Consider the following 13,491-nt stretch of genomic DNA (forward strand, 5'->3'; position numbering starts at 1 on the left):
TTCGAACACGGGGCGGCCCGCGGCCGGGGTTCGCGGTCCGGGGGGCCGGGGGTCCGGGGGCCGGGGGCCCGGGCGGGTCCCGGCTCAGGCCGAGCGGCCGAACCCGATGGTGGGGACCGCCCGGCGGCGGGGCCACGGGGTGGCCTCCCGGGCGGGCAGCAGGTCCTCCAGGAACGCGTACCGGTGCAGTGCCTCCGGGTTCTGGGTCTCCACCGACTGCACGCGGCGCCACCAGGCGGCGACCTCGGACCAGCCGGGCGCGGACAGCGAGCCGCCGAACTCCTGGACGGACAGGGCGGCGGTCAGGCCGGCGAAGGCCAGGCGGTCCGCGAGCGGCCATTCGGCCAGCGTGCCCGCGACGAAGCCGGCCACGAAGACGTCCCCCGCGCCGGTGGGGTCGAGGGCCTCGACGGCGATGGCGGGGACCTCCGCGGTCTCGCCCGTGCGGCCGTCCACGGCACAGGCGCCCTCGGCGCCGAGGGTGACGACCGCGAGCGGTACGTGGGCGGTGAGGGCGTGGGCCGCGGCGCGCGGACAGGTGGTGCCCGTGTAGCGCATGGCTTCCTGCGCGTTGGGCAGGAAGGCCTCGCAGTGCTCCAGGTCGGCCAGGCCGGCCAGGTCCCAGGCGCCCGTGTCGTCCCAGCCGACGTCCGCGAAGACGCGGGTGCCGCGGCGCGCCGCCTGCGCGATCCAGGGGTCGCGCCGGCCGGGGGTGAGGGAGGCCACGGCGGCTCTGGCGTGCGGCGGGCAGGCGGGGGCGGCCTCCCCGGGGGGCGGTTCGTGACCGTGGGAGACCATCGTGCGCTCGCCCTCGTACGCCATCGAGACGGTGACCGGGGAGTGCCAGCCGGGGACCGTGCGGGAGGCGGTCAGGTCGATGCCCTCGCCCTGTTCGAGGGTGTCCCAGCAGTACTCGCCGTAGTGGTCGTCGCCGAAGGCGGCGGCGAGGGCGGTCCGCAGGCCCAGCCGGGCCAGGGCGGTGGCCATGTTGGCCACGCCGCCGGGGCTGGAACCCATGCCGCGGGCCCAGGACTCGGTGCCGCGGACGGGGGCGGAGTCCAGGCCGGTGAAGATGATGTCGAGGAAGACGGTGCCGGTGAGGTAGACGTCCCAGGGCGGGTCCGTGGGGGCGCGCCGGGCGGCCAGGGGGTCCACCTGGGCCTGGCGCGGGGTTCGGTGGTGTCCCTCTCCGGTGGACGCGGTCACGGTGTGCCCCCTGACGTGGTGCCGATCCGGCCAGTGTGCACCACGTCGGGGACGACGCGTCGGCGTCGGGGGCAGAGTGTCGGGCGCGGGGGTGAGGTGCCGGGGTTCAGGGGCCGGGGCGCCGGGGCGAGGACAGGGGGCCGGGGTCAGGGGCCGGGGCGGGGCGGCCGGTGGGCCGTCACCAGCGGGGGACGGTGGGCGTGGTCCAGGCGGGGTCCGCCACGCGCATGGCCGCCTCGTCGTCCCGGTCGCGGTAGGCGCCCTCGTCGTCGAGCCAGCGCCGGTGGAGGTGCCGGAGGCGGTCGCGGTCGAGTTCGACGCCCAGGCCCGGGGTGTCGGGGACGGTGATCCTGCCGCCCTCGAAGGCGACGCGTTCGGTGAGGACGTCCTCGGACTGCCAGGGGTAGTGGGAGTCGCAGGCGTGGGGGAGGCCGGGGACGGTGGCGGCGACGTGGGTCATCGCGGCGAGGCTGATGCCGAGGTGGGTGTTGGAGTGCATGGACACCCCGACGCCGAAGGTGCGGCAGATCGCGGCCAGGTGCTGGGTGTTGCGCAGGCCGCCCCAGTAGTGGTGGTCGGAGAGGACGACCTGGACGGCGTCGCGGGCGAAGGCCTCCCGGATCTCGGCGAACGTCGTCACGCACATGTTGGTGGCGAGCGGTACGCCGGTTCCGGCCGCCACTTCGGCCATGGCGGGGGTGCCGAGCGCGGGGTCCTCCAGGTACTCGAGGACGCCCTCGAGTTCCCGGGCCACGCGCAGCGAGGTCTCGACGCTCCAGGCGCCGTTGGGGTCCAGGCGCAGGGGGTGGCCGGGGAAGGCCTCGGCGAGGGCGCGTACGGCGGCGATCTCCTCGTCGGGCGGGAAGACGCCGCCCTTGAGCTTGAAGGAGGTGAAGCCGTACCGCTCCTTGAACCTGCGGGCCTGTTCGACGACGCCGGCCGGGTCGAGCGCCGCGCCCCAGTCGTCCTTCTCGTGGGGCACCGCCGCGGGGTGGTCGGCCCACTTGTAGAAGAGGTAGGCGCTGTACTCGACGGTGTCGCGGACCTTGCCGCCGAGCAGGCGGTGCACCGGCAGGCCGAGCGCCTTGCCGAGGGCGTCCAGGCAGGCGACCTCGAAGGCGGAGACCACGGACAGGCGCAGCTTGTCGGCCGTCTGGACGCCCCGCAGGCCGCCGACGTCCACCTGGTCCACGACGCGGGAGCGGTCCACCTCCACCTCGTCCCCGAGGGCGGACAGCGCGTTCAGGTCGCTCACCTGCCGGCCGACGAGCTTCCTCGCACAGGGGCGGGCCAGGTCGAGGTACTTGGTGTCGCCGTAGGTCTCGCCCAGGCCCGTGACGCCGTCGGCCGTGACGACCTCCACGACGAGGCGCGGGGTGTACGGCTGGTGCACGCCCTGGGTGTTGAGGAGGGGCGGGTCGGCGATCAGGATCGGCGTCAGCCGTACGTCCGTGACGGTGAGGTCCACCCGGCCATCTCCCTATGTGAAAGTCGTCCACGTATGGAGATGGAGGCTAGATACATGGACCGCCGGGCGTCAACGGAGCCGTCGGCGCGCGGGCCGGCCGGAGGCAGCGAAGGGGCGCGCTCCTACCCGGGTCGCCACCGCCCAAACCGATGGTGATCCACATCACTCCCGTGTCGCTTCTGCTCACAACTACGTGCTTGATACAAATTGGCCGCGCGTTCCCGTCGCCCGACGGTCGTCGCTCCTCCCCTCTTCTCGAGCCGCTCCCTCCGAGCCGCTCCTTCGCCTGCCCTGGAACGCCCGTGTTCGCGCCCCGCACCACCCCCTGGCCCCTCGTCGCCCTGTTCACGGCCGGGTACCTCGCCCCCTATCTGCTGCCGACCGTCGTGGGGCGGCTGGGCTCGGGGCTCGGCCTGTCGGCCACCCAGGCCGGGGCCGTCGGCAGTGCGCTGCTGCTGAGTTCGGCCTCGGCCGGGTTCGCGCTGGCCTCGCGCGTCGAGCGGACCGGGGCCCGCACCCTGGCGCGCGTCGGCCTGGTGCTCGCCGTCGCCGGATACGGCGGGGCCGCTCTCGCCGGGAGCGTGCCGGCGGTCGTCGCGGGCGCGGTGCTGGGCGGGTTCGGGTCCGGTACGGCCACGACGGTCGCCGCCACCCGGATCGCCGCCGAGCCCGACCCGCACCGCGCCTCCACGCTCGGCCTGCTCGGGGTGTCCGCGCTCGCCGGTGCCGTCTACCTGACGGTGCCGCACCTGGGGCCCGGACACGGGCAGCCGCTGGCCGCGATCGCCCTCACCGCCGTCGCCGTGTGGCCGCTGACCGGACGGCTCCCGGGGCGGGCGGTCCCCGCTCCGGCCCGGCACGGGAGGGGTTCCGCGCGGCTGCCGCACCTGCGGTCCGGGCTGTTGCTGGCGGCCGCCATGCCGTGCTGGTCGCTGGTGCAGAACTCCCTGTGGGGCGTCAGCGGGCGCATCGGCCTGACGCAGGCGGGGCTGAGCGAGGCGGGCGTCGGGGTGGTCTTCGCCGTGGCGCTCGGCGCCGGGCTGCTGGGGGTGCTGGGCGCGGGGGCGCTGGGCGCGCGGCTGGGCCGGGCGCTGCCCGTCGGCGGGGGGACCGTGCTGATCGCCGGGTGCGTCGTGGTCAGCGCGTCGGCGACCGGTCCGGGGAGCTTCGCGGCGGGCGAGATCGCCTGGAACGTCTTCTACCCGGTCGTGCTGTCGTACCTGATCGGGCTGGCCGCCTCGCTCGACCCGCGCGGGCGCTGGGCGGTGCTGGTCGGTTCGGCGTCCTCGCTGGGGACGGCGGCGGGGCCGCTGACCGGGAGCCTGCTGTCGGCGTGGGCCGGTTTCCCGGTGATGGGACTGGTGCTGGGCGCCGGGCTGCTGGTGGTGGCGGTGCCGATGACCGCCGTGGCGCTGCACGCGGGCGGGCGTCCGCTGCTGCCGGGCGCGGTCCGGCGGCGCGGCGGGACCCCGGCGGCCGTCCTCGCCGCGGCCGGCGGTGCGGCCGGCGGCGCGGTGCCGCCGGTGGGCGCGGCGGAACAGGAGGTCGTGGAGATCGCGGTGGAGGTTCCGGCGGGCGCGTCCGTGCAGGGGGCCTACGACACCGCCGGGCCACGGCGGGCGGGTGCCGCGCCGGGCGCCGGGCGGTAGTTCCTCGCGGGCCCGGCCGGGTCAGGACGAAGGGCCCCGGGGCCCGTTCCGAAACGGCGTCGTCCGGAAGCGGCGTGTCCGGAAAGCGGCGCCGTCCGCCCGGAGAGTAGGCCCGGCGGCGTCCGGTGCGTGCGGTCGCACGGCGGAGGGCCGCCCCGGTACCGGTCGCGTCGGGACGGTTCCGGCAGCGCGGCCGGGGTGCCCCTTGGGGGAGGGGCTTTCGCCGTACGCCTCAGAACCGGTAGGCGTCGACCTCGGCCAGGTAGCGCGACCGCAGTTCCTCGTCGTCCTCCAGGAAGGAGGCGAGGAAGGAGTTGCGGGCCAGTTCGCGCAGCCGCTCCTCGCCCAGGCCCAGCTCCGACCGCACGGCGTCGAAGTTGTCGCCGGCGTAGCCGCCGAAGTAGGCCGGGTCGTCGGAGTTGACCGTGCAGAGCAGCCCGGCGTCGAGCATCGCGGGCAGCGGGTGGCCGGCGAGGGCGTCGACCGCGCGGAGCCGGACGTTGGACAGCGGGCACAGCGTGAGCGGGATCCGCTCCCGCACCAGCCGCTCCACCAGCGCCGGGTCCTCCATGCAGCGCAGGCCGTGGTCGACGCGCTCGATCCCGAGGACGTCGAGGGCCTCGGTGACGTACTCCGGCGGCCCCTCCTCGCCGGCGTGCGCCACCCGCCGCAGGCCGAGGGCGGCGGCGGCCTCGTAGACCTCGCGGAACTTCGCGGGCGGGTGCCCGACCTCCGCCGAGTCCAGCCCGACGCCGGTGATCCGGTCGAGGTACGGCTTCGCGGCGTCGAGGGTCTCCAGCGCCGACCCGGCGGACTCGTCGCGCAGGAAGCACATGATCAGCCGGGTGGAGACGCCGTGGTTCGCCTCGCCGGCGCCGAGCGCCCGCCACAGCCCCTCGACGACCGTGCCCATCCCGACGCCCCGGGCGAGGTGGGCCTGCGGGTCGAAGAAGATCTCCGCGTGCCGCACGCCCTGGGCGGCGGCCCGGGCGAGGTAGGCGTTCGCCAGGTCCTCGAAGTCCCGCTCGGTGCGCAGCACCGCCATCAGCTCGTAGTACAGGTCCAGGAACGACTGGAGGTCCTCGAACCGGTACGCCTCGCGGAGCGCCGCGGTGTCGGCGTAGGGCAGCGCGACACCGTTGCGGGCGGCCAGCGCGAAGGCCAGTTCCGGCTCCAGGGTGCCTTCGATGTGCAGGTGCAGTTCAGCTTTGGGGAGGGGCATCAAAGCATCGTACGGGGATTTTACCGACGTTTCGGAACCGGCACCCGCAGCAGGTCGTACGCCACCGTCAGCTCCCCCTCGAACCCGGCCGCCCGTGCCTGCCGCTCGAACTCGGCGGGTTCGGCGTAGCGCTGGCTGAAGTGGGTGAGCACGAGGTGGCGGACGCCGGCGTCGCGCGCGACCCGTCCGGCCTGACCGGCGGTCAGATGGCCGTGGTCGTCGGCGAGCCGCTCGTCCTCGTCGAGGAACGTCGACTCGATGACCAGCAGGTCGCAGCCCTCGGCCAGCTCCCCCACGCCGTCGCACAGGCGGGTGTCCATGACGAACGCGAAGCGCTGTCCGCGCCGCACCTCGCTGACCTCCTCCAGCGACACCCCGCCGACCGAGCCCTCCCGCTGGATGCGGCCGACGTCGGGCCCCCGCAGGCCGTGCGCCGCGAGCCGGTCGGGCAGCATCCGGCGGCCGTCGGGCTCGGTCAGGCGGTAGCCGTAGGACTCGACCGGGTGGGAGAGCCTGCGGGCCTGAAGCGTGTACGACGCGGTGACGGCGAGGGGGCCGTCGCCGTCGACCGGGACCTCGGTGACGCCGACGGTCTCGCGGTAGGCGGTGGCGTACCGGAGCCGGTCGAAGAAGCGCTGCCCGGACCGCGGGAAGTGGGCGGTGACCGGGTGCGGGACCCGGTCGAGGTTGACGCGCTGGATCACCCCGGCGACGCCCAGGCAGTGGTCGCCGTGGAAGTGCGTGACGCAGATCCGGTGCAGGTCGTGCGCGGCGACCCCGGCCCGCAGCATCTGGCGCTGGGTACCCTCGCCGGGATCGAAGAGGATGCCCTCGCCGTCCCAGCGCAGGAAGTAGCCGTTGTGGTTGCGGTGCCGGGTCGGGACCTGGCTGGCGGTGCCCAGGACCACCAGTTCACGTACGGACACGGCTCAGCCGGGGGGCCACTCGAGGCCACGGCCGCCGAGGACGTGCGCGTGGGCGTGCCAGACGGTCTGACCTGCGCCGCTGCCGGTGTTGAAGACGATGCGGTAGCTCTCCAGCTTCTCCTCGTCGGCGACGGCCCGCGTCTCGCGCAGGACGTCCGCGGCGAGCTGCGGCGCCTCGGCGGCGAGGGCGGCGGCGTCCACGTGGTGCGCCTTGGGGATCACCAGGACGTGCGTGGGCGCCTGGGGGTTTATGTCCCGGAAGGCGATGGTCGTCCCGGTCTCCCGTACGATCGTCGCGGGGATCGTCCCCGCCACGATCTTGCAGAACAGACAGTCGTCCTGCGGCTCGCCTGGCATGCGGCTCCTCCTCGCACCGGTGATCTCTCACGGAGCATCGTAGCGACGGCCGGCCCGATGCCGTACGGGCCGTCGCCGTCCGGCCCGCACGGCGCCCGGGAACACGGCCGTTCGGGCCGGATCGGGGCCCCCGGGGGAGCCCCCGGGACGAGCGCACCGGCACCGGGTGGGCTACGACTCCGGTAGCGGCGGAGCCGCCTTCGCCGGCGTCTCCTCCAGCGCGAGCAGCGCCAGCCGTACCGCCTCCTCCAGCTGCGTGTCCCGGCCCGCCACGTGGTCCTGGGGCCGCATCACCACCTCCACGTCCGGGTCGACGCCGCGGTTCTCCACGCCCCAGCCGTAACCCTCCAGCCAGATCGCGTACTTGGGCTGGGTGACGAGCGTCCCGTCGACCAGCCGGTACCGGCTGTCGATGCCGATCGTCCCGCCCCAGGTACGGGTCCCGACCACCGGCCCGATGCCCAGCGCCTTGACCGCCGCGTTGACGATGTCCCCGTCGGAGCCGGAGAACTCGTTGGCGACCGCGACGACGGGCCCGCGCGGCGCGTCCTCCGGATAGCTGTACGGCCGCATCCCGCGCGGCACGTCCCAGCCGACGATCCGCCGCGCCAGCTTCTCCACGACGAGCTGGGAGGTGTGACCGCCCCGGTTCTCGCGGACGTCCACGACGAGCCCCTCGCGGGCCACCTCCACCCGCAGGTCGCGGTGGATCTGGGCCCAGCCGGGGGCCTGCATGTCGGGCACGTGGAGGTAGCCGAGCCGGCCGCCGGACGTCTCGTGGACGTACGCCCGCCGGCCCGCGACCCAGGCGTGGTAGCGCAGCGGCTCCTCGTCGTCGACGGGGACGACGACGGCGTGCCGGGGCTCGCCCCCGCCGGCCGGCGACACGGTCAGCTCGACGGCGCGGCCCGCCGTGCCGACGAGGAGCGGTCCGGGCCCGGCGACCGGGTCCACGGGGTGGCCGGCGACGGCGAGGATCGCGTCGCCCGCGCGCACCGCGACGCCGGGTGCGGCGAGCGGGGAGCGGGCGTCGGGATCGGAGGTCTCCGACGGCAGGATCCGGTCGATGCGCCAACTGCCGTCGTCGTGACGGGAGACGTCGGCGCCGAGCAGCCCCTGGCGGGCGCCGCCGCCGTGGCCGCGGGGGATGACGTAGGCGTGCGAGGTGCCGAGTTCGCCGTGCACCTCCCACAGGAGGTCGACGAGGTCGTCGCGGGTGGCGACCCGGTCGAGGAGCGGCCGGTAGCGGTCGAGGACGCCGTCCCAGTCGGTCCCGCCGAGGTCGGGCCGCCAGAAGTTGTCCCGCATGAGGCGGCCGGTCTCGTCGTACATCTGGCGCCACTCGGCGGCCGGGTCGACGGTCTGGCGGACCCGGCCGAGGTCGACGGTGAGGTTGGTGTCGCTGTCCTCGTCGCCGGAGGCGCGCCGGTCGCTGGGGACGACCTTGAGCTTGCCGTCGGCCCGCAGCAGCAGCCGCTTGCCGTCGCCGCTGACCTCGAAGGCGTCGGCGTCGGGGGCGAGGTGTTCGAGACGCTGCTGGACGAGGTCGTAGCGCTCCAGCTCGGTGGTGGGACCGGGGTCGTCGGGGTGGGCGCGGGAGGCGCCGAGGACACCGCTCACGGGGTGGCGCAGCCACAGCACGCCGTCCTTGGCGGCGCGCAGCCCCGAGTAGCGGCCGGCCTCGACGGGGAAGGGCACGATCCGGTCGGCGAGGCCCTCCAGGTCGATCCGGGTGGCCGGGGTGCCCTCGCTGTCGGGGGTCTCGTCCTTGTCGGGGGCCTCGAAGGGGCGGCCGTGCCGCTGCGGGCCGAACGGCGACGGCGTGGTCGCGGCCAGCGGGATGAGGTACGGGCGGGCCCCTTCGACGAAGGAGAGGTCGAAGGCGTGCTCGTCGTAGACCGGGTCGAAGGCGCGCGTCGACAGGAACGCCAGGTGCTTGCCGTCGAGGGTGAAGGCGGGCGCGTAGTCGTGGAAGCGCAGCGGGGTCGCCTCGGTGACCGACAGGTCGGCGGTGTTGGCGAGCTTGAGCAGGCTCAGCGGGCGGGGGCCGGGGTGCGACCAGGCCAGCCAGGCCGAGTCGGGCGAGAAGACGAGGTCGCCGACGTCGCCGTCCTCGCTGCGGTCGACCTCGCGGACCTCGCCGGTCTCGCGCTCGACGAGCAGGAGCCGTCCGTCGTGCGCGGCGACGGCGGCCCGGCTGCCGTCGGGCGCCATGGCCAGTTCCACCACCCGGCCGAGACGTCCGGCGGCCAGCCGGCGCGGGGTGGCGCCCGGTGCCGGGCCGGTGGCGGGGGCGAACTCCAGGGCGTCCTCGCCCTCGGCGTCGGTCACCCACACCACCCACTCCTCGCCCTCCGTGCGGAAGGTGCGCGGCAGCCGGGCCCGCACGCCGGGTTCGGCGGCCAGGGCGCGGGCGGGGCCGTGGCGGTGGGTGACCCAGTGGACGGCGCCGCGCACCTCGACGGCGCTGCCGCGCGCGGTGTGGTCGGGGGTGGCGGAGCCCAGCCAGCGGGCGGCGGGCACCGGGTGCGGCCGCCGGTCGGTGCGCTGCCCGCCGAGCCGGACGTCGAGGCGGCGCGGTTCGGCGCCGTCGAGGTCGTCCAGGATCCACAGCTCACCGGCGGAGCAGTACACGACGCGGTCGCCGTCCCCGGCCGCGTGGCGGGCGTAGAACGTGTCGAGGGGCGTGTGGCGCCGCAGGTCGGAGCCGTCGGCGAGGGAGGAGTACAGGGCGCCGGTGCCCTCGTGGTCGGAGAGGAAGGCCAGGCGGTCGCCCGTCCACACCGGGTACTCGATGTTGCCGTCGAGGTCCTCGTGCAGGCGCGTGAACGCGCCGTCGCCGTCCCGGTCGATCCACAGCTTGCCGGCCGTGCCGCCCCGGTAGCGCTTCCAGTGGGCGGCCTCGCGCCCCATGGACGCGGACACCAGGACGGTGTGCGGACCGAAGGCGACCCCGCCGACGGGCCCGTACGGCAGGGTGTCGGCCGGTCCGCCGTCCAGCGGGACCGCGCGGGCCCAGCTGCGGCGCCCGCTCGCCCGGTCGTGGGTGCTCAGCACGAGCACCCGGCCGTCGGGGGTCCAGCCGCGCACCCTGGTCTGGGGGCTGCCCCAGTACGTGAGCCGGGTGGCGGGGCCGCCGTCGACCGGGGCGACGTGCACCTCGGGGGCGCCGTCGCGGGTGGAGGTCCAGGCGACGGTGGTGCCGTCGGGCGAGATGCGGGGCAGGGTGACCGGCATGTTGTCGGCGCTGACCCGCCAGGCGCGCCCGCCGTCGAGGGGCGCCACCCACACGTCGTCCTCGGCGGTGAAGGCCACCAACTCGCCTTGCAGGTGCGGGAATCGGAAGTACGCGGCAGGCGTCACGGGCTGTGTCACCCGATCACTCTAGGCAAGGGCGGCGGTGACCGACAGAGGGCCGGACCGGTTGCCGGCGCGGCTCACTTGGTGCCGGTGGACCCGCAGCGCGTGTCGTCCCCGCACCAGACCGTCCGGGTGACGGTCACGGTGACCGTGGGCCGCCCGGGTTCGGCGGGCTGCGCGGAGCGGGGCGTGGCGAGCGGCGAGGGGGTGGCGGACCCGCAGTCGCCGAGCCCGCTCACCCGGAACAGCTGCTTGCCGCCGACGTCCGCACGGAGGTCGCCGCGCACGCAGGAGCCGTCGACGGCACGCGTGACGTGGCCGGCGACGGTGACGTCCCGCCCGTTGCCGGTCTCGCCCTCGCAGTCGACGGAGGCGACGGTCTCCCGGCCCCCGGAGCCGCCGTCGCCGTAGTCGGCGGTGCAGGTCAGCCAGCGCACGTCGACGTCCCGGCGCTCGATCTCGGCCGTCGCCGCCTCGTCGGTGGTGTACGCGACGGCCGCCGAGCCGATCCCGCCGGGCTCGCACGCCACCGCGCCGGCCACCGCCAGGACCGCCAGCCCCGTCACCGCCGCCGCACGTGCCCCGCGCGTCCGGCCCCGTGTCCTTCTCCTCCATGCCCCCATGGAGGGCAGCCTGCCACCGCCGGCGGGAGCGCGGTAGAGCACTTAACGCCATGCGCCGCACCGCCGTCCCGGTCTACGGTGACCGCATGCGCGCCCGCCGCCGCCCGAGAAGGCTGATCGTCGACGACAGCACCGCCTACCTGTGGACGGTGCGCCACCGGCACCGGGACGGCCGGGGCTGCCGGGACGTCCTCACCCTGATCCGGGACGGCGCGCGCACCAGGATCGTCTTCACCGAGGGCGCGGGCCGTTACGTCGGCGGCGGCGCGTACACGCACGCGGGCGGCGTCGGCGACCGCGGCCACCACCTCAACCTGTACCGGCCCGGCACGGTGCGCGCGCTCCTCGACGAGGCCGTCCGCCGCCGGCTGCTGCCGCACGAGGGGGAGCGGGAGCTGGACGGCTGGATCCTGTTCGACGCCCTCAGCGCCCTCAGCCGCGCGGCGACCGGGCCCGCGGCTCCACCGGACCGACCCGGGTCCCGGAGGCGGCCGGGTCAGGACCGGCGGCCGTCACGAGCGACGACCGGTCAGGTGTGACAGCCGGTCAGGAGCAGCCCTCGGTCAGGAGCGACAGCCGGTCAGGAGCAGCCGTCGGTCAGGACCAGCGGCCGGTCCGGCCCAGGATCAGGGCGGCGGCGGCCGTCCCGGCGGTCGAGGTCCGCAGCACGCTGCGCCCCAGCCGGTACGCCCCGGCACCGGCCTCCTCGAAGAGCGCCAGCTCCTCCGGGGAGACGCCCCCCTCGGGTCCGACGACGAGCACGATCTCCCCGGCCGCGGGCAGCGGCGCGGTCGCCAGCGGCTCGCTGCCGTAGTCGCGGTCCTCGTGGAGCACGGCCGCGAAGTCGGCCCGGGCCAGCAGTGCCGCCACCTGCCTGGTGGTCGCGGCGTCGGCGACCTCGGGGAAGCGGACCCGGCGGGACTGCTTGCCGGCCTCGCGGGCGGTGGCCCGCCACTTGGCGAGCGCCTTCAGCCCGCGGTCGCCCCTCCACTGGGTGATGCAGCGGGACGCGGACCAGGGCACGATCGCGTCGACGCCGGTCTCGGTCATGGTCTCGACGGCCAGTTCGCCCCGGTCGCCCTTGGGCAGCGCCTGGACGACGGTGATCCGCGGCGCCTCGGGGGGCTCCTCCGCCACCCGGGTCAGGGCGACGACGAGCCGGTCCTTGCCCTCGGCGGCGACGACCTCGCCCCGCGCCCAGCGGCCGGTGCCGTCGGTGAGGACGACCTCCTCCCCGGCCCGCAGCCGCTTCACCGAGACGGCGTGCCGTCCCTCGGGCCCGTCCAGCACGAACTCGGCCGGAGAGTCCGGCAGTTCCTCGACGACGAAGACGGGGGCGGTCATCGCGCACCGTCCGCGCCGGCCGCGCCGCCGCCCGGGAACGCCGTCCCGGCCGCGTCGAGTTCGTCCGTCAGGACCTCCACCAGCCGCCCGGCGGGCAGGGCGCGGGCCAGCCGGTGTCCCTGGCCGGCCCACAGCGCCATGCCCTGCGCGTCGCCCGCCTTCGCGGCGGCCTTGCGCAGCGGCGAGGTGAGGTGGTGGACGTCGGGGTAGGCGGCGGGCGCGTAGGGGCCGTGCTCGCGCAGGAAGCGGTTGACGAGGGCGCGGGCCGGACGCCCGGAGAAGGCGCGGGTGAGTTCCGTGCGCACGAAGAGCGGGTCGGTGAGCGCCTCCTTGTGCACGGCGGCCGCGCCGGACTCGGGCGTCGCGAGGAAGGCGGTGCCGAGCTGGGCGGCGCTCGCCCCGGCGGCGAGGACGGCGGCGATCTGGCTGCCCCGCATGAGACCGCCCGCGGCGACCAGCGGCAGGCCGACGGCCTCCCGGACCTGGGCGAGCAGCGACAGCAGGCCGATTCCGGAGCCGTCGTTCTCGGGGATGTCACGGTGGGTGCCCTGGTGGCCGCCGGCCTCCACGCCCTGCACGATCACCGCGTCCGCGCCGGCCCGCTCGACCGCGACGGCCTCCTCGACGGTGGTCGCGGTGACCAGGGTGAACGTGCCGGCCCGGCGCAGCGCGGCCAGCGCGTCCGGGGCGGGGACGCCGAAGTGGAAGGAGGCCACCGGCACCGGGTTGTCCAGCAGCACCGCCAGCTTGGCGTCGTAGCCGTCGTCGCGGCCGCTGTCCGGATCGCCCAGCTCGGTCCGGTACCAGGCGGTCTCGCCGGCCAGCTGGTCGGCGTAGACCTCGACGGCGCCGGCAGCAGGGGGTGCGGCCATGACCGCTCCGGTGGAGCCGGTGCTTGCACCGGGGTGCTCGGGCTGGGGCATGAAGAGGTTCACGCCGAAGGGCCGGGAGGTGAGGCTCCGCAGCTGCTTGATCTCCTGGTACATGCCGTCGGCGGTCTTGTACCCGGCGGCCAGGAAGCCCAGCCCGCCGGCCTCGGACACGGCGGCGGCGAGCTGCGGGAGGGAGACGCCGCCCGCCATGGGGGCCTGCACGATCGGGAGGGGGAGGAGATCGGTCAGTGCGGAGGACATGACGGCATGGTGTCACGTCGTACGGACGGGTCCGAACCCAGCCCGTGCGGTGCCCGGGGACGGGGAGGGGCGGGGGGGGGGGCCCGGCCCCCCCCCCCCCCCCCCCCCCCCCCCCCCCCCGGGGACCCCCCCCCCCCCCCCCGCGCCCCCCCCCGCGGGGGGGGGGGGGGGGCGCCCCGGGGGGCCCCCCCCCCCCCCCCCCC

11 protein-coding genes are annotated in these 13,491 nt (G+C 75.9%); 2 read left to right on the top strand and 9 right to left on the bottom strand.

The genetic code is table 11. The features are described from left to right. Positions 1–84: 84 nt before the first annotated feature. A complete protein-coding gene (locus tag ACF09K_RS05660; RefSeq protein WP_392241224.1) occupies positions 85–1,206 on the bottom strand; it encodes a carbohydrate kinase family protein in 1,122 nt (373 codons plus the stop codon). A 178-nt stretch (positions 1,207–1,384) separates the two neighbouring features. Then, positions 1,385–2,674 carry a glucarate dehydratase family protein gene (locus tag ACF09K_RS05665; protein ID WP_392241225.1) on the bottom strand — a complete coding sequence of 430 codons (1,290 nt, stop codon included), beginning with the start codon at positions 2,672–2,674 and terminating at the stop codon, positions 1,385–1,387. Positions 2,675–2,976: 302 nt separating this feature from the next. On the opposite strand from ACF09K_RS05665, the gene ACF09K_RS05670 reads away from it, so the two are divergent. Beyond that, the gene (locus ACF09K_RS05670) at positions 2,977–4,323 is read left to right on the top strand and encodes an MFS transporter (protein WP_392241226.1); all 1,347 of its coding nucleotides are present in this window, start codon (positions 2,977–2,979) and stop codon (positions 4,321–4,323) included. Between the two features lie 232 nt (positions 4,324–4,555). Here the strand turns inward: ACF09K_RS05670 and ACF09K_RS05675 are convergent, their stop codons facing one another. The 5 genes from ACF09K_RS05675 to ACF09K_RS05695 form a co-directional block, all read right to left on the bottom strand. After that, on the bottom strand, positions 4,556–5,545 hold the full coding sequence (locus ACF09K_RS05675) for an adenosine deaminase (RefSeq protein ID WP_392241227.1): 990 nt from the start codon (positions 5,543–5,545) through the stop codon (positions 4,556–4,558). Between the two features lie 20 nt (positions 5,546–5,565). Then, a complete protein-coding gene (locus ACF09K_RS05680) occupies positions 5,566–6,471 on the bottom strand; it encodes a ribonuclease Z (RefSeq protein ID WP_392241228.1) in 906 nt (301 codons plus the stop codon). Positions 6,472–6,474: 3 nt separating this feature from the next. Continuing rightward, positions 6,475–6,828 carry a histidine triad nucleotide-binding protein gene (locus ACF09K_RS05685; protein WP_392241229.1) on the bottom strand — a complete coding sequence of 118 codons (354 nt, stop codon included), beginning with the start codon at positions 6,826–6,828 and terminating at the stop codon, positions 6,475–6,477. Between the two features lie 171 nt (positions 6,829–6,999). Continuing rightward, positions 7,000–10,203 (bottom strand): S41 family peptidase, encoded by a 3,204-nt coding sequence (locus ACF09K_RS05690; RefSeq protein WP_392241230.1) that lies wholly within the window; start codon positions 10,201–10,203, stop codon positions 7,000–7,002. 62 nt (positions 10,204–10,265) lie between these two features. Further along, complete coding sequence (locus ACF09K_RS05695; protein ID WP_392241231.1) at positions 10,266–10,811, bottom strand: hypothetical protein; 546 nt, start codon at positions 10,809–10,811, stop codon at positions 10,266–10,268. A gap of 50 nt (positions 10,812–10,861) precedes the next feature. On the opposite strand from ACF09K_RS05695, the gene ACF09K_RS05700 reads away from it, so the two are divergent. After that, positions 10,862–11,350 carry a hypothetical protein gene (locus ACF09K_RS05700; protein ID WP_392241232.1) on the top strand — a complete coding sequence of 163 codons (489 nt, stop codon included), beginning with the start codon at positions 10,862–10,864 and terminating at the stop codon, positions 11,348–11,350. Between the two features lie 58 nt (positions 11,351–11,408). Here the strand turns inward: ACF09K_RS05700 and ACF09K_RS05705 are convergent, their stop codons facing one another. Together ACF09K_RS05705 and ACF09K_RS05710 are read right to left on the bottom strand one after the other, a co-directional pair. Beyond that, on the bottom strand, positions 11,409–12,155 hold the full coding sequence (locus tag ACF09K_RS05705) for a 16S rRNA (uracil(1498)-N(3))-methyltransferase (RefSeq protein WP_392241233.1): 747 nt from the start codon (positions 12,153–12,155) through the stop codon (positions 11,409–11,411). Continuing rightward, entirely contained in the window at positions 12,152–13,288 is a 1,137-nt protein-coding gene (locus ACF09K_RS05710; RefSeq protein ID WP_392241234.1) for a nitronate monooxygenase, read from the bottom strand. Before ACF09K_RS05710 ends, ACF09K_RS05705 begins: the two co-directional genes overlap by 4 nt. Between the last annotated feature and the right edge of the window lie 203 nt (positions 13,289–13,491).

It is taken from the genome of Streptomyces sp. NPDC014882, from assembly GCF_043081325.1.
GTDB lineage: Bacteria > Actinomycetota > Actinomycetes > Streptomycetales > Streptomycetaceae > Streptomyces.